This window comes from Brucella pseudogrignonensis, from assembly GCF_002252525.1.
Lineage (GTDB): Bacteria > Pseudomonadota > Alphaproteobacteria > Rhizobiales > Rhizobiaceae > Brucella > Brucella pseudogrignonensis.
Genome location: NZ_NNRM01000021.1, coordinates 155426 through 171567, shown reverse-complemented (window position 1 = coordinate 171567; position 16142 = coordinate 155426). Strand labels below are relative to the sequence as shown.

Genomic DNA, 16142 nt, shown 5'->3' with positions numbered 1-16142 from the left:
TTTCAAGGTAAGCGCTTCCCGATCTGATTCAGTTGAAAGCGCTATCTCATTGATGGGGAATCGAAATCAGGCTGTCGGCCGTGGCGTTTCAGAACTGGAAGCAGCCGCAGCGTGGGCCGGGCTATCCATCAGAATGATGACGTCTTCATAGCCACCCTGATCCATATCAAGGGCTGCCATAACGACAGTATTGTCGTCAGGATCGACGATATTCATGATAACCAATGCCGGACCATCTGCGATACGGCGTATCTGACGTGAGGTCGAAGGACCACATTCGACAACGACGAAATCATAAACCGTTTCCAGCGCGTCAAGAATATACGGCAGACGATCAGCCGAACGCATTGCGCTTTCCGGCTCAACTTTACCAAGCGGCATTACATGCGCCTGAGAATAGTGGTCGGTGTGAATGACGTCATTGAAGCGGCGTTCTCCCGCGAGAAGCTCTGTAATGCCGGCACGGTTGCCGCCATCCAGCATTGTTCGCCCCAACGTGCCATAGGCAGTCATATCGATCAGAATGGCACGCTTGCCACGATCCGCCAGCTCGCGCAGCAACCGAACAGTGCCCGCGGAAGCCGCATCGCCTTCTGGCGAAACCGCAATAACGCGCTTCAATTTGTTCGCCACGAGCCTATCGGCAACCGCTTTCACACCATTCGGGTTTTCCGGAATGGCTGGAGCATTCTGGTCGATTTCGACCAAAGCTTCCGTCATGAATGGCGATGTCCAATGCCGGACAGGCCTGTGAGCGCCTTCTAGTTCATTTTCCGAAGGCGGCACAAAAGCCATATCGGTCGCAGCCCCAATGACCGGCATTTCAATTTCTTCGACCGAAGCAATGCGCCTTCCATCCGCAGTTACAAATGCCCGACCGCTGAACAGCTCACGTAGCAATACGAAGATTGAAAGAATGAGAAGTCCGGCAACAAAGGTTGCGCTGACGATAGGCAAGATCTTCGGATAATAAGGAACGGCAGGTGCATCGGCGCGCGAGAAGATGCGCGCATCGGCAGGAACATAATTGCGATCCGTTCGCGACGCAGCTTCGCGATAACGCGTCAGATAAGTTTCCAGCAGCTGACGCTGAGCCGCGGCTTCACGCTCAAGAGCCCGCAACTCCACTTCCTGCGCGCCAGCCTGTGCGGCCTGTGCTTTGACACGATTAAGCTCGCGGTTAAGCTCATCTTCGCGAAGTTTCGCGGCGTTCACCTCATTATTGAGGCTCGCAAGCAATTTGCGACCTTCCGCATTAATCTGACGATCCAGATCGGCAAGCTGCGAACGCAAAGCCTTAATACGCGGATGACCTTCAAGCAGCGTCACCGATAGATCAGCAATTTGCGCGTTGAGTTCAATGCGACGTTCAGCAAGGCGCTGCATCATGCCTGACGCAACCAAATCGGGCAGCGTATCAACCGGCACACCCGAAGCGAGTGCCTGACGGACGCTCTCGGCACGAGCTTCCGAAGCGGCACGATTGGCGCGCAGACGCGTAAGTTCGGTTGTAACTTCTGTGAGCTGCTGGGCGGCGATGGTGCTGTTCGTCTGTCCGGTCAGAAGTCCCTGGGCCGCACGATAATCAGCGACTTTCTTTTCTGAATCGCGAACCTTACCGCGCAGATCCTCGATTTCAGGCGCAAGCCAGCCGGTAGCATCATCATTGGATTGAAGTTTTGCAGCACCTTGAAGCGCGATATATGCGTCTGCAACCGCATTTGCGATATCAGCTGCTTCCTGCGCACTGGCAGACGTATATTGAACCACGATCACGCGTGAACCGGCGACATTGAAGACTTGCAGGTTTTGACGCAGAATCTGCAACACGCGCTCTTCAGGCGTCAGATTTTCTGGGTTGTTACGCATCCCAAGAAGAATCAAGACACGCGTCCAAGGCTTTATATTCGTTGAGGTAAATGCCTCGTTTTCGGTAAGCTTGAGCTTGTCTGCAACCTGCTTCAAAAGATCGCCAGAGGTTAGAACCTCGACCTGACTTTTAACGCCTTCGGGGTCCATGACAGGACGTTCGGTCGTCGCTTCACCATTGGGGCGCGTAAAAACGGACTCGCGCGATTCAATCAGAATGCGCGTTTCTGCACGATAGTCCGGGGTGAGAAGCAGACAAATAATCCACGCCAGCACAGCCATGATGGCTGCACCACTGATAATCAAAAGCCAATTGCGGCGCAGGCTCGCAAAGAGCGCACCGATATCAATATCTGCGTCTTTCGACAGGCTATCGACTTCAGTCATTCCGACACTCCGCGAGACAACGGTTCTCGAGCAACCGCCCTCACCCATACAAAGGCAAACAGCCAATTTTGTAAGGAAACGTAAACGAACAAGGTAACCAGACCGTTAAACACACGCATCGCAATGTTAATACCAAGGCTCAAATTGCTGACGCAGCACGGATCGCCGCTCGAATTAGCAGAGGACAAACGGGTTTTATTCAATACGCCCTGTATAAGCTGCCCATGTATAAAGATTTTTCATCCGAATGGCGGTTCTTTACCAGCCATTAACCTTAATCAAACGATAACATCACTCATAAGCATTCGGATATTCGTGATCCGAATCTCTAAATGCGGCAGGCTTTTCGGAAGAGACCGAGGCAACAATGACAATGCAGAAAACTCATAAAAAGCGCTCGGGCCACGTGGTCCTCATCGCGCTCGGCCTCGCGGCGATGACGCTTTCCGCATGTTCAAGCTATCGCCCTGCTCCTCCGGCTTTTCATGCAGCACTGAACGAGCCTTATATGCTCAATTCTGGCGACCGCGTGCGCGTTACCGTATTTGAGCAGGCAAGCCTCACCAATAATTATAGCGTCGATCAATCGGGCTACATCGCTTTCCCGCTTATTGGCAGCGTTCCTGCGAGCGGCAAAACCGTAAAGCAGCTTGAAGGCATTATCGCGTCCAAACTGCGCGGCGGCTACCTTCGCGATCCAGATGTAAGTGTCGAGGTTGATCGCTATCGACCAATCTTCATCATGGGTGAAGTCGGTGGCTCCGGTCAGTATTCATACGTGCCGGGCATGACTGTTCAGAAAGCCATTGCTGCGGCTGGCGGTTTCAGCCCTCGTGCCAATCAGGAGAATGTAGACATCACGCGCACCGTTAACGGCGAAGTGGTGACAGGTCGGGTTCTGATCTCTGATCCGATCCTGCCGGGCGACACAGTCTATGTCCGCGAACGTCTGTTCTGATGGCGATAAATGTCTGATGAAAAAAGCGTTTCCCCACTTCGGATCGTCCATTGTTTCCGTGAGCCAACCGGCGGGCTGTTCCGCCATGTGCGTGATCTCGTCGCGACGCAAGCTCAAAATGGACATCAGGTCGGCATCGTCTGCGATGCTACGACCGGCGGTCCGCGTGAAGAAGCGTTGCTCGAAGAGTTACAGCCGTACCTTACGCTTGGTATCCACCGTATCGCCATGCAACGACATATCGGCACTGGCGATATCAAAGCGGCATTCAAAGCGTATCGTATCATCAAGAAATTGCAGCCGGACATCCTGCACGGTCATGGCGCCAAAGGTGGCGTTTATGCACGTCTGTTCGGTTCAGTCCTACGGGTTTTTAAGTCTCGCGTAGCCCGTATCTATTCACCGCATGGCGGTAGCCTGCATTTCGACAGAAAGACACGCCGCGGTGGCGCTGTCTTTCTCATCGAAAAACTGCTGGCGCCGCTGACCGACGCTGTTCTGTTTGTTTCAAATTTTGAGAAGCGAACATACGAAGAGAAAGTCGGTCGACCATATGATCTTCATGCGGTCATCTATAATGGTTTGTCCGATGAAGAGTTTGTTCATGCGGCAACCGTACCAGACGCCACCGATTTTCTATTTGTCGGAACCATGCGTGCCTTGAAGGGCCCTGATCTGTTGATCCGCGCCCTCGCCGACCTTCGCGACAAACACAACCAACGCTTCACCACGACAATCATAGGCGACGGCGCCGAGAAGCCGGAATTTCTGGCGCTCTCAGATGAGCTGGGAATGGCGGACCAAATCCGTTTCATGTCTGGAATGGCAGCACGCGAAGCTTTTGCGCTCGGGAAAGTCATGGTCGTGCCATCGCGTGCAGAAGCTTTTCCCTATATCGTTCTGGAAGCTTTGGCTGCAGGAAAGGCTGTGCTCGCCAGCAATGTCGGTGGCATCCCTGAAATCTTCGGCCCCAGCTCTCCTTCTCTCGTCGAACCCGACGTGGAGAAATTGGCAGCTAAGCTGCTTGTCATCATGAACGACGAAGACAGCTTCAAGGCTTCCATGCCCGACGCCTCGCGCTTGCATGAGCGCTTCAGCCTCCAGACAATGGCACATTCTATAGAATTGGTTTACCGTGAGGCACGATCCTAACGATCTTATCGTGATGGAGGCCGTTTAATCAGCAATTCCTTAGGATTTGCCTTTAAAGATAGCCCGGCACTTTGATTAGTAGGGGTAAAACTGTGCGGGATAATAATACGCCTTCTCCAAACAGCCTTGAGGCAAGCAATGCCAGCGGTGCGAAGGATTCCAAGCAGAACGAACGGGTAGAACTGAACCCGATGGCGCGCCAGATGGCCGAGCAATATGCTCGTGACACATTGTCACCAACCATGGTGAGCGGGGTCATCAGGCTCGTTGAGTTCGGCATTGTTTTTCTGACGGGCGTATTCAGTTTCGCTTATTATGTAAGCTTCAACACTCCTCATCTGCTTTATTATTTCCTGATCATGGCCGCAGGTGGTGGCCTGTATGTGCTTTCGATGGAAATAAACAACGGCTATCAGATCAATATTCTGCGTAGCCCCAGCCGCCATTTGAAACGCGTCATCATCAGCTGGGCGACGGTTCTTGGCACAGTCGCCGTCGCTGGCTTTCTGTTTAAAGTTTCGTCCGACTTTTCGCGTGCCTGGTTTCTTATCTGGGCCTTGAGCGGTCTGATTGTTCTCATTATTTGCCGTCTGTTCGTTTCATGGCGCATCCGCCGCTGGGCACGAAACGGTATCATGGAGCGTCGCGCCGTAATCGTCGGTGGTGGCCCTAACGCTGAAGCGCTGATCCGCTCGCTCGAGCAACAGCCGGATAATGATATTCGCATTTGCGGCATTTTCGATGATCGCGATGATAAACGCTCTCCACCTATCGTCGCTGGCTATCCCAAGCTTGGAAACATCAAAGAACTCATAGAATTTGCACGTATCGCCTATATCGACATGCTGATCGTCTCTCTGCCGATCAGTGCTGAAGAGCGTATTCTAATGATCTTGAACAAGCTTTGGGTCCTGCCGGTCGATATTCGTCTTTCGGCCCTCAACAATCATCTTCGCTTCCGTCCCCGTGCTTATTCCTACATCGGCACCGTGCCGATGCTGGATATTTTCGACAAACCAATCAACGATTGGGATTCTGTCGCGAAACGTATTTTCGACATTACCTTCAGTCTGCTTGGCATCATTTTCCTTTCGCCGATCATGCTGGCCACAGCCATTGCCATCAAGCTCGACAGCAAGGGACCTGTAATCTTCAAGCAGAAGCGCCATGGCTTTAACAACGAAGTGATCAATGTCTGGAAGTTCCGCTCGATGTACACCGAGCTTAGCGACCCGACAGCGCGCAATGCCGTCACTAAAAATGATCCGCGTGTAACTCGAGTTGGCCGCTTTATCCGCAAAACGTCTATCGATGAGCTGCCACAGTTCTTCAACTCGCTAACCGGATCGCTGTCCCTCGTCGGACCTCGCCCCCATGCAGTAGCTGCTCACTCACACAATGTGCTCTACAACGAAGTGGTTGACGGCTATTTCGCCCGCCACCGCGTAAAACCGGGCGTAACAGGCTGGGCTCAGATCAATGGCTGGCGCGGCGAAATCGACAATGACGACAAGATCAGAATGCGCACCGAATATGATCTGTTTTATATTGAAAACTGGTCGCTTTGGTTTGACCTGAAGATCCTGTTTCTCACGCCGATCCGACTTCTCAATACGGAAAATGCTTATTGAGCGCGATTTCCCATAGCGTCAACGATGCGGCTCAAAATCGGCGTAGCCTGCCTGCTGCCGATGTTGCGGGCAAGCGCGCACTGAACAGGCTGATCAGTAATTTCGCTATAGGGTTCGGTGTATTTCTGCTTGGGTTCGTCATGAGCGAGCCCGCGCCGTATGAACTCTATATGGTCGCGCTCATTAGTGTAGCGCTGCTTTTCGGGATGCGGTTGACGCGGACCAGTATGGTGCTGCTTGCAATCTTCGCCATGTTCAATTTCGGCGGCATGATTTCCGTCATGCAGATGGCGGATACCAAGGATGCGCCGCTTTACATCGCTGTGTCGCTCTTCCTGGCCTTCACAGCAGTTTTCTATGCAGCAATCATCGAAGCCGACTATCGGCGCCTGAAAATGATCTTCAATGCCTATCTGCTCATCGGTCTTGTATCTTCGCTATTGGGCATTGCTGGCTATCTCAATCTTTTTCCCGGTGCGGAAATCTTCACGCGTTATGATCGTGCTAAAGGGGCATTTCAGGATTCTAACGTCTACGCTCCGTTTCTGGTCCTGCCTTTTACATGGTGCCTTTACCGTATCATGCGCGGAAATATGCGCGATCTCCTGATTTACATGCCGCTATGTTGTGTGCTTGTGCTGGGCATATTGGTATCGTTCTCACGCGCCGCATGGGGGATGGTTCCCCTCTCCTTCATTTGCATTTTCGCAGTTCTGTTTTTGCAAAGTGAAAGCAACAAGTTCCGGCTGCGACTTATAACGATTGGCCTCCTCTCTGTTGTCGTGATTGTTCTCACTGTGCTGCTGCTGCTGCAGATTCCAGATGTTCGCTCCTTCTTTCTCGAGCGTGCACAGCTGGAACAAAGCTACGATAGCGCGCGGCTGGGCCGCTTTGCGCGTCACTGGCTGGGCATGTGGTTAGCCACCGAACATCCCTTGGGCATTGGACCGCTTGAGTTTGGGCCTATGTTTGGTGAGGACACGCATAATACCTGGCTAAAAGCGGTACTCGACTATGGATGGATCGGTTTCATAAGCTTTATGACGCTGACTTTTCTAACGCTCGGCATTGGTTTCAAACTGATGTTTCGAAACCGCCCGTGGCAGCCATTTCTGATGTGCGCCTATGCTGCCTATCTGGGGCATGTGCTGATTGGCAATGTCATTGATACCGATCACTGGCGTCATTTCTATTTGCTATTCGGCATTATTTGGGGGTGCGCGGGGCTGGAGTATAAATACCAGCGCAAAGCTGCTGAACCTCAGCCTTGTGCAACAAACCGTCTCTAGGAAAATCGCTTTGCAGCTTCTTATCTATGTCGCCGCAGCTTTGTTTGAAATCGCAGGCTGTTTTACATTCTGGGCGTGGCTCAAACTCGATAAGTCGCCGCTCTGGCTCATTCCCGGGCTGGTTTGCCTTGGGCTCTTTGCTTACCTGCTTACACTGATTGAAAGTGACGCTGCTGGCCGTGCTTACGCCGCTTATGGCGGTATTTACATCATCGCTTCGATTGTTTGGATTTGGGCTGCAGAAGGAATGCGTCCAGACCGCTGGGATATCATTGGTGCCGCAACGGCCTTTGTCGGTACCTGTATCATCCTCTTCGTCCCACGATCCTGATTGGATCAGCTGATTTTGCTGAACTCGATGTAGAAATCGCGGATACCGGACGCCAGAAACTGCACGGCTACACAGGTCAGCAGAAAGCCCATGATCTTTGTCACAGCCTGCATACCGTGTTCCCCAAGCACTTTTTCAATCAGTGACGCAGACGAGAGTGCGAGATAAGCAACGCAGATCGTGATGGCGATACCAACAATGACAATCCCATGGCCGATGATTGTGTGCTCAGACGGAATCTGCGATCCAAAGCTCATAATAACCGCAATAGAGCCCGGCCCAGCAAGGCTCGGCATTGCGAGTGGTGAGAAAGAATAATCCAGATCAGCTTTTTTGATATCGGCGGGCTCTGCATCTACTTCTGATGACGAATCCTCCCCCGAGAAAATCATCCGCAACGCCAAGATCATGATGATCAGCCCGCCAGCGACGCGAATACCTGGCATGGATATGCTGAAAAGCGAGATGATCCCGTTTCCGAGCAATAGAAATGCTGTGAGAATCGAAAATGCATAAATACATGCTTTTCGCGCCTGAACACGTTTGTTTTCAGCACTCATGCGCTTGGTCAGCGACATATATAAGGGAATTGTCGTCAAGGGATTCATAATAGGCAAAAGACCAATCACGACGATTGAAACGTATTTGACGAAATCAATGATCAAACTCATCACTACATGCCTCGCACATCAAGCATCAACCTGAAAAAGACGAATAAATACCGCTTGAGATCAGATAACAGCAATAATTTCAGCAATGAAAGAACGATTCCTCTTAAATATAACATTCGTGAAGCGCCGCATTATACAAATAAATATTTTAAACCAAATGGTAAAATTTCTTTTCGTTTGGAAAATATCAATCAACCAAACTTGCATCATATAAGACAATCCCACTTCATAATTGTGAGCGAACAAGTGCGGTTGTTCAATAACTAAAATTGCGATCTAATCAAGATATACTATTACCAGGCATTTTTTCATTTAACGTGGAAATAGATTTTCGTAACTTCTTTTACTAACTTCATTATGGATCAGTTTATCGTATTACCCCCGTACGTATTCTTATCCAAAATTGCATTAGGTTAACAAAATTGCCCCTGTTCTATACAGGGGCTTTTTTGTGCTTGTGCAGACTGCAGACGGCACTGAGCGCTTCACTTCGGCTACAAAACAATTTTCAAAATGATGGAAATTCTCAGCCGAAGTTTAAGAAAAGCGTCAGCAAAAGCACCATAAAAATTTCTATTGATTGGCTTGATTTAATGGTCGGAGCGGCGGGATTCGAACCCACGACCCCTTGACCCCCAGTCAAGTGCGCTACCGGGCTGCGCTACGCTCCGGACCATGAAAAAGCCGTAGAATATAAAGGCTTAAACCGCAAGCCCTTAAAATATGAAAAAAGAACGAAATGAACACAGATGCACGGCGTGGCGAGCGTCAGAACAAAAAACGCCACGCGAAAAGCCACGGGTGTTCTAGTATTGTTCCAAGGCAACAGGATTAGAAAATGACAAAGTCAAATTATGTTCAAAATCGTATAATCCAGGCGAAGAAAGATGCTGAATTACTCGAGAGATCGGTGGTGGGCAAGCGTCATATTGAGAAGAATACAACTCGGCATGGCAAGACTGTATATTACTTTCGGATTGGGAAAGGACGCCGTACTCGCTTGCCGGATCCCGATCTCGTCGGCGCGGCAATATTCAATCGTGCGTACGATGCTGCAGCTAATGGTCAGGCCTTCAAAGTTTCTGAGCCCGCCGCACTGCCATCATATTCCCTTGAAAAAGGGACTGTCGGATACACCTACTTTGCGCGGTCCGGTGACTTAGTGAAGATCGGTTTCTCCAAATCCGTCCCGAAGCGCCTGAAAAGCATATCGACCGCCTGCCCTACCGAGATTGAAATTATCAAGATCATACCCGGCACAAGCCAGACTGAGCGATACTTTCATACACACTTCGGTTCTTACCGACAAAAGGGCGAATGGTTTAGGCTTGAGGGAGAACTCGCAATGTTCTTATCCAGAAGTGCTTGAAGCTCGACAGGGCGGAATATCGCCCTACCTCCCTTCAAAAAGGAGGATACTATGAACGGACCAAAGCGCGAAGGCAATTATCCAGATCGTGGGCTAGAATGTCAGGAAGCGGTATCCGGTAAACTGGTCGAAGCTCTAGATGAGGCAGAAGCGGCAGGATGGGATAGGATAGAAGCGGCCAAGGCTATTGTTGAGGCCGCTATCGCTATTCACATGGGCGAACGGGGAACCGACCCGGACGAGTGACTTCACACAGGTTATTCATCGTTTATCCACAATGATTGTGGATAATTGCTTTCCTGTGGAAAACCGCTATATGGTGCGCATAACAGAGTCGTACACGCCTCGAGCGTAAGGACCCATAAGATGAGTTATGAACCGAGAAAAGCAGCGCAGTTGATTGCGGCGCTAATATTGAAGGCCGGTGAGCAATCGCTCAACATCCTGAAAGCGGTTAAGCTTGTCTACCTCGTAGACCGTGAGAGCATCAAGCGATATGGTTTCCCTGTGTTGGAGGAAGCCCGTGTTTCAATGCCGCACGGGCCTGTCAACTCATATACATATAGCCACATTAACGGCGAATATGATTTGAAAGAGTGTGGTTGGTCAGATTTCCTGCAAGACAAAGCCAATCATCAAATCGCACTCGCCGATACGAGCATTGATCTCGATACTCTCGATGAACTGAGTGACGCGGACTTGGAATGTGTTGACACTGTCTGGGATGCCTTTGGCAAAATGAACCAATGGGAAATCCGTGACTGGACACATGATCCGAAAAATATCCCTGAGTGGGAAGACCCAAAAGGCGGCTCGACGGTCATTCCGCTTCGACGCATTCTGCAAGTTCTATCCGTAGAAAACATCGATGAGGTCGAAGAAACAGTTCGCTCTCTTGAGGCAATCGATCAGTCCTTTATGCGAGCTCGGGTGCATTAATTGGTTGCCAGAGCAGGAACATTGCTGATCCCGTCAGGACCGGATGAAAATCCTGGCATGCGACATCTTCATATAGTTTGCACCGACCCTTGCGCGAAACAAAAGCAACTTGTTGTATCCGTAACTTCTTGGAAGAACGACTTATGCGATGGAACGTGCATCCTTGATGGTGGCGATCACCCGTGGGTCGTCCATAAATCTTGGGTCCTTTATCGTGCTGCGCGGCTCGAAGCTGCATCAACGTTAGATAATGGCATTGAGAAGGGTATGTTCGAAGTCAGGGAAGTCATGACTGCCGAAGTGTTTGGACGGGTACTCAATGGATTGTGCGCCAGCCCGCATACTAAGCGCGGCATCAAAAAGTACTTTGGCTGCTGACCTAAGCACTCCTTACAGGGACTTCAATCCGCCACCGACGACAAAAGCAATGAATGCTGCGACCAGCCCGCCAATAATCATCCAGTTGATGCGCGAGAGGGTCGAGTGAATGCTTTTGTTAGAGCTTTCCAGCCCTGTGAACCGCGTATCAATTCGGGCCTCCATGGCTACCCACTTCTCATCGTTCCGGGCACTGTCTATTTCACGCTGGCGCTGCCATGCTTCGAGCGTTGTTAAGCGCTGATTGTTCGTTTGCGTTGCATGTTCAAGCCCGACCACTCGAGCGCGTAGATCGTTTTCGGTGTCTGGCATTTGTGAGCTCACTTCCCGCCGCCCCTCTTAATTCTCATCATGCTTTGCGCATTCATCTTTCGACCAGACGCCACCAGCACAGCCACGCACGATTGTCCGGTCAATTTTTCGCTGATCTGCATCAGTTGCACCACGAGCGCCGAGCAGATCGGTGCCAAGTACGCTACGGACGCCGTTCACATTTACCGGTCTTGAATGTCCACACCCCGCCAGCATCGACGCACTCATCATAATCGAGCACAGCGCCAAGGGCTTTGTCAGTCGCTTCATTGTTCTGTCTTTCGATTTTGGCTTCGATGCTGGACCGGCCATCACGTTTCCCAGCCACATATCCAGCAGCCAGACACAAAAATGCCGCCAGAACAGCGGCGGCGGTGATCTTCAACCAGTTGGGGATTAGCGCCCAGATCATGATTTGATCTTCCGGTAGATGCCCCAGAGCGTCAGAGCCAAGACAACACCACCGACAATGATGCGCGCCCACTGTCCACTCGTGAGGCTGTCTTGCTGGTCAACAATGGCCTGAGTTATGTCTGGAAGGATGGGCCCGACCGCGCCACCGACGCCAGCCGCACCAGCACCGCCGATTGCCACAACGTCAGTCCTATCGGTCTTAGTGGTTGCTGTGACTGTGTTTGAAGACACGAATGCACCCTTGGCCCATAGACCAGCCTCAGCAGCGCGCCGGTTGACAAGACCCTGCACTTTCTTGCCGCCTGCGTTTACCCACTTGGCAAGTTCACCAGGCACAGCAGCGTAATCGCCCTTGTTCAGCTTCTTGAGCAGTGTCGATTTGTGAAGCGCGCCAGTGTTAAAGTCGAACGAGACAAGCACAGCAAACTGATTGTCAGTAAGCGGCACGGTAACAAGGCGCTCTACCCTCGCCTCGAATTTAGCCAGATCATTCTGCAGAATGCGTTCGGCTTCTTTATCGCCAATTGCCATACCCGGCGTTACTTTGGGAGCGCCAGCCGCGGACGTATGCCCGTAGCCAATAGTCAGAATGCCTGCGACATCCTTATAAGCCGTTGTTTTGAGGCCTTCCCACTGCTTGATGAGCGAAAGCCCCGCCGCGTTGATGCGTCGTGCCATTGTATTTTCCTTTTATTGTGAGATGATGATGGGGTGCGCCGTCCCAAGCCCCTCAGCTTCAACCCCGGCGCGCTGCCCTGACTTGATCCCTCTCGTCGGGGCTTTTCTTATTTGGAGCTCTTGACGCTGAAAAATCGCGATCTACTTTGATTGTTTATTCACGACATCACAGCCCCCGCTTGAATGTAACGTGAGTAACCCCGGTTCATGGCTGCCCGCCTGCCGGGTTGGCCCCAGAGATTTCAAGCGCCTCTGGGGCTTTTCTTTTATTCGAAGATTGTTATGCTATTATCGCGTCATTGAATATCAGACCTTCATTACGCGCGACCCCGGCAAGGCTACCGACTTGCTGGGGTTTTCTTCATTCGATGGCGGGGGTAAGCTTGCCTTGCGCAGGTCATCCTCGTGACGTGACCGGCGATCTGCGCAGCCCTGACCGCATATAATCGGTCGGGGCTTTCTTTTTGCATTATTCTGAGATTATGGCTGGCGTTGCGTACGATCCTGATTATTCCGTTGCAGGAAACTCTCAGGATCGGGCGAGCGGCGCAAAGCACAGATCGGAGTGAAGAGCTTTGTTATTTGCAAATACTGGGTAAAGAACTGAGCGCCGATTGCGGGTCTCAAAATCTTCGCTTAATGGTGACAGGCAAAACGGGAAACATTCGGAAACATTAACTTTATGCTCAGCAACCCTAATTATTTAAGCAGGTTGGATATTATACGCGGAATTGGAGCATTGTTGGTTGTATACCGACATTATCTCGATTCATTTCTGCCCAGCTTTAAAACCGACACTTGGCCGATGGGAGCAAGCATTCTAGCCGAAGGCGCAATAGGAGTTTCTCTATTTTGTGTAGTTTCCGGGTTTATCTTTGAATACATCGTGGCTGGAAAGAAGGTTAATTACTGGCGGTTTATCCAAGCACGAATGTGGAGAATTTACCCGCTGTATGGACTAGCTGTTTTGGCTGGTGTTCTGACACTGAAAAGCAGTTTTCCCGATTTTTTAATGCAGATGGCGCTTTTTGCCCCGACTGCATGGCCGGGAACAATGTTTGGTCAAACTTGGTCTATTGTCATTGAGTTCCAGTTTTACCTTATTTTCCCATTCCTTACTTTAGTGTTGGCAAGAGATGGAATTCAACGAATTGTCTTACTCGTCATCGTCCTGATTCTTCTACGCGCTGCTCTCTGGGGGCTTGATCACGATGTCAACCACCTTGGATACTGGACGCTATTAGGGCGAGGAGATCAGTTCCTTATTGGAATGCTTGCGGGATATGCATACCGAAATTGGCGTATGCCGTTTGTCGGCGGCTCCCTTTCTCTGTTGGCTTCGATCGTGATGATTGCAATCTCCGTTCAGTACTTCCACGAGATTTATGGGTCTGCGCACCCGTGGGAAGACAAGCCGATGATGCACTGGTTTTCGATCATTTGGCCGGACGTTCAAGCACTAGCTTTCGCTTGGTTTATATTGGCATTCTTAAAAATGGACATAAACATACCGGCAATTATTAATAAACCAGCTATATTTGTTGGAGAAATCAGCTTCTCAATATACATTGTTCATAGGATAATTGAATTAAATCTAGCAAAGATACTTGAATGGAGATCAATTCAGTTCACATCAAACGATAAAATTGACGCTATAATCACCTGCACCATTATTGAAATTCCAATAGTAATAGCAATCGGAACGTTAGTGTACTATGCAATAGAAAAGCCTTTTCACGCATTTAAGAAACCTTACATTATCAAATGATTTACGATTGATTATTGGCCACGATAATATCTGGAGCGATGCTCATGTTATTTACACCAGCATAACCGGGGGCAGATCCATTGCACTTATTCCCTACAACAACGCCATAGTCTGCACCGGCATTGATGCGAACACCATCCCCTTGCGAAACTACACCAGCATTTGCATAATTTCCAATCCGGCAACTGGTGATCTTCCAATCAACCACGGCGGCATCGATTTCAATACCAGGCATATGTACAGGATTATCACGGCTGTTGGCTGCTACCTTTGCCGCGTCCAGCGAAAGATTAGTACCGCCCTGATTATGCCATCCGCGAAGCTTGTTTTGGCGGAGGGCCATGTTTGTCATGGTGAGATCATCAAGATTTGCACCTTTAGTCACCATACCATTTCCGTCACAGTAAGCTCCCCAACAGAGACTTCCGCCAACAGTAACAATCTTCCCATCAGTGCCATCAAATACCCATCCATCACCGAGACAAGTATCAGCTAGAACGGTATCGAAGAAGAGATATGCGACCTGATCACCCGCCGCTGGTTTTACGTGTACACCATTATAAGCGCCAGTAACATCGACCTTCCCGAACTGGAAGCCACCCGTTGCGCGAATGTCCAACCCTTTGGCGTCAGTCTTTACAGCGCCGGTATATCCATTATTCGATACTTTCGAAGTTAGCAGGGTACTACTGCCGCCTACCACGCCGTCATCCGACTTAGTGATAAGAAAGCCAGAGTATCTGTAAAACAACGAGACAAGGTTTCGGTATCTCGCGTTCCATCCACCCTTCTCTGCCATATTCACTGCAAAGTTATAGACGCCCACATTGTCAACAATAAAACCGTCGTTGGGGCGGATCAAATCCAATCCAGTTCCCGAAGAACCATCTCCAAAAAATCCACTATTCAAGAACCCCGGTCCGGCTTCAATGCTGCAATCTCTAATCCCTCCGCCGAGGGAGACGTAATTATTGCGCCTAAATCTTATTCCACCCGCCGATGGATTCCCCTGACGAAACACAGTTTTCGTCTGACCATCCCCCGTGATAATTAAAGGACTGTTGACTGGCACATCAATGCGCTGGGAGAGCAAGTAACTTCCCGCCGGGATACGCAGTTCGCCTTCAGAAAGGGCATCGGCAGCAGTGATTGCGGCATTAATCGCAACCGTATCATTCGTCACATTGTCGCCCTTAGCACCGAACTGACGAACATTGAGCGGCCCTACTATCTCGAACCAAGCACCGTCTAGCGTCCGAATCTTCCCTGCATGCAGGGGTTCTGCGTCTACTCGAATATAGATTGCAGATCCACCATCACCCGCCGCAGAATAACCGCTGGTACGAATTGCATTGACTGTAGGCTTGATGACAGCAAAAGCAACGGCAAGTGCCGTATCAAAAAGCGGCACTTCAATGGAGCCAGCTTGACCTACAAGTGAAGCCAGCGCCTTATCACCATCAGCGCGATCAATGATTTCCTGATCAACACGTACATTTAGCGCAGCGTCGCCTGCTATTCTAGCCGCACGCTCCATCCTCAGTGCAATCGCCGTGGAAGTCAGCCAATCCCAAATACGGGTTAGAAAGCTTCCTCTGTCCTGAATCGCCATAGTGAGACGATCAAGCTGAAGTTCGACGCTTGGGGCGTCGTTTCGCTGATTGTTCTCCAGATCGACTGTCTGCTTGGCCTGCGTCATGCGATAGCGCACGACTTTATATGGAGCTAGCGGCGCAGTGATAAACGATACTGTCCCGCCATTCGGCCAAGAACTTCCAGCGATGGTGTAGTGTGTGTTCAAGACTTGCGGGGTTTCCACGCCATCAGCATCCCGGAGCGCAACGACTACCTCATCTTTCTGCAAAAAGCGCTTTGGATAAGAGAAGTCCTTAGTTACTCCGTTAGCATCAGAGATGTATTCGAGCTGGTCAGGTACAGGAACAGTCATGCGAGGCTCCAAAGAAAAAGGCCGTCCTGCGAAAGGACGGCCTGAAAC

At 50.5% G+C, this 16142-nt stretch carries 17 protein-coding genes and 1 tRNA gene; 10 read left to right on the top strand and 8 right to left on the bottom strand.

Going from position 1 to position 16142, the window contains the following annotated elements; translation table 11 throughout:
- Nucleotides 1-66: 66 nt before the first annotated feature.
- Nucleotides 67-2256: a GumC family protein gene (locus CEV34_RS12720; RefSeq protein WP_007874494.1), complete on the bottom strand. Its 2190-nt coding sequence runs from the start codon at nt 2254-2256 to the stop codon at nt 67-69.
- A gap of 373 nt (nt 2257-2629) precedes the next feature.
- On the opposite strand from CEV34_RS12720, the gene CEV34_RS12715 reads away from it, so the two are divergent.
- The 5 genes from CEV34_RS12715 (at nt 2630) to CEV34_RS12695 (ending at nt 7617) form a co-directional block, all read left to right on the top strand.
- Nucleotides 2630-3214, top strand: coding sequence for a polysaccharide biosynthesis/export family protein (locus tag CEV34_RS12715; protein WP_039859661.1), 585 nt, complete (start codon nt 2630-2632; stop codon nt 3212-3214).
- 9 nt (nt 3215-3223) lie between these two features.
- Nucleotides 3224-4366, top strand: a complete 1143-nt coding sequence (locus tag CEV34_RS12710) for a glycosyltransferase (protein ID WP_007874492.1) — start codon at nt 3224-3226, stop codon at nt 4364-4366.
- A gap of 92 nt (nt 4367-4458) precedes the next feature.
- Nucleotides 4459-5997, top strand: a complete 1539-nt coding sequence (locus CEV34_RS12705; RefSeq protein ID WP_007874491.1) for an undecaprenyl-phosphate glucose phosphotransferase — start codon at nt 4459-4461, stop codon at nt 5995-5997.
- Nucleotides 5994-7286 (top strand): O-antigen ligase family protein, encoded by a 1293-nt coding sequence (locus CEV34_RS12700; RefSeq protein ID WP_007874490.1) that lies wholly within the window; start codon nt 5994-5996, stop codon nt 7284-7286. Before CEV34_RS12705 ends, CEV34_RS12700 begins: the two co-directional genes overlap by 4 nt.
- Nucleotides 7287-7296: 10 nt before the next feature.
- Nucleotides 7297-7617: a YnfA family protein gene (locus CEV34_RS12695; RefSeq protein ID WP_007874488.1), complete on the top strand. Its 321-nt coding sequence runs from the start codon at nt 7297-7299 to the stop codon at nt 7615-7617.
- A gap of 5 nt (nt 7618-7622) precedes the next feature.
- Here CEV34_RS12695 and CEV34_RS12690 read toward each other — a convergent pair whose 3' ends face one another.
- Nucleotides 7623-8288, bottom strand: a complete 666-nt coding sequence (locus CEV34_RS12690; protein ID WP_007874485.1) for a MarC family NAAT transporter — start codon at nt 8286-8288, stop codon at nt 7623-7625.
- Between the two features lie 594 nt (nt 8289-8882).
- Nucleotides 8883-8959: transfer RNA gene (locus CEV34_RS12685), tRNA-Pro, on the bottom strand.
- 167 nt (nt 8960-9126) lie between these two features.
- On the opposite strand from CEV34_RS12685, the gene CEV34_RS12680 reads away from it, so the two are divergent.
- From CEV34_RS12680 to CEV34_RS27040, 4 genes are all read left to right on the top strand, one after another.
- The gene (locus CEV34_RS12680; RefSeq protein ID WP_094543715.1) at nt 9127-9657 is read left to right on the top strand and encodes a GIY-YIG nuclease family protein; all 531 of its coding nucleotides are present in this window, start codon (nt 9127-9129) and stop codon (nt 9655-9657) included.
- 51 nt (nt 9658-9708) lie between these two features.
- Entirely contained in the window at nt 9709-9903 is a 195-nt protein-coding gene (locus CEV34_RS12675) for a hypothetical protein (RefSeq protein ID WP_094543714.1), read from the top strand.
- Nucleotides 9904-10023: 120 nt separating this feature from the next.
- Nucleotides 10024-10596, top strand: a complete 573-nt coding sequence (locus CEV34_RS12670; RefSeq protein WP_094543713.1) for a Panacea domain-containing protein — start codon at nt 10024-10026, stop codon at nt 10594-10596.
- A complete protein-coding gene (locus tag CEV34_RS27040; protein WP_179253516.1) occupies nt 10597-10974 on the top strand; it encodes a hypothetical protein in 378 nt (125 codons plus the stop codon).
- 12 nt (nt 10975-10986) lie between these two features.
- Here the strand turns inward: CEV34_RS27040 and CEV34_RS12660 are convergent, their stop codons facing one another.
- From CEV34_RS12660 to CEV34_RS12650, 4 genes are read right to left on the bottom strand one after another with little or no spacing between them, the layout of a single operon-like run.
- Nucleotides 10987-11286: a hypothetical protein gene (locus tag CEV34_RS12660; RefSeq protein WP_094543711.1), complete on the bottom strand. Its 300-nt coding sequence runs from the start codon at nt 11284-11286 to the stop codon at nt 10987-10989.
- 27 nt (nt 11287-11313) lie between these two features.
- Nucleotides 11314-11556: a hypothetical protein gene (locus tag CEV34_RS27035; protein ID WP_235819047.1), complete on the bottom strand. Its 243-nt coding sequence runs from the start codon at nt 11554-11556 to the stop codon at nt 11314-11316.
- Complete coding sequence (locus CEV34_RS12655; RefSeq protein ID WP_094543710.1) at nt 11450-11698, bottom strand: hypothetical protein; 249 nt, start codon at nt 11696-11698, stop codon at nt 11450-11452. Before CEV34_RS12655 ends, CEV34_RS27035 begins: the two co-directional genes overlap by 107 nt.
- Nucleotides 11695-12378, bottom strand: coding sequence for a lysozyme (locus CEV34_RS12650; RefSeq protein ID WP_094543709.1), 684 nt, complete (start codon nt 12376-12378; stop codon nt 11695-11697). The genes CEV34_RS12655 and CEV34_RS12650 overlap by 4 nt, the downstream gene beginning before the upstream one ends.
- A 682-nt stretch (nt 12379-13060) precedes the next feature.
- Here CEV34_RS12650 and CEV34_RS12645 point away from each other — a divergent pair.
- Nucleotides 13061-14146, top strand: a complete 1086-nt coding sequence (locus CEV34_RS12645) for an acyltransferase family protein (protein ID WP_094543708.1) — start codon at nt 13061-13063, stop codon at nt 14144-14146.
- Between the two features lies 1 nt (nt 14147).
- Here the strand turns inward: CEV34_RS12645 and CEV34_RS12640 are convergent, their stop codons facing one another.
- Nucleotides 14148-16094, bottom strand: a complete 1947-nt coding sequence (locus CEV34_RS12640) for a glycosyl hydrolase family 28-related protein (RefSeq protein ID WP_143853365.1) — start codon at nt 16092-16094, stop codon at nt 14148-14150.
- Between the last annotated feature and the right edge of the window lie 48 nt (nt 16095-16142).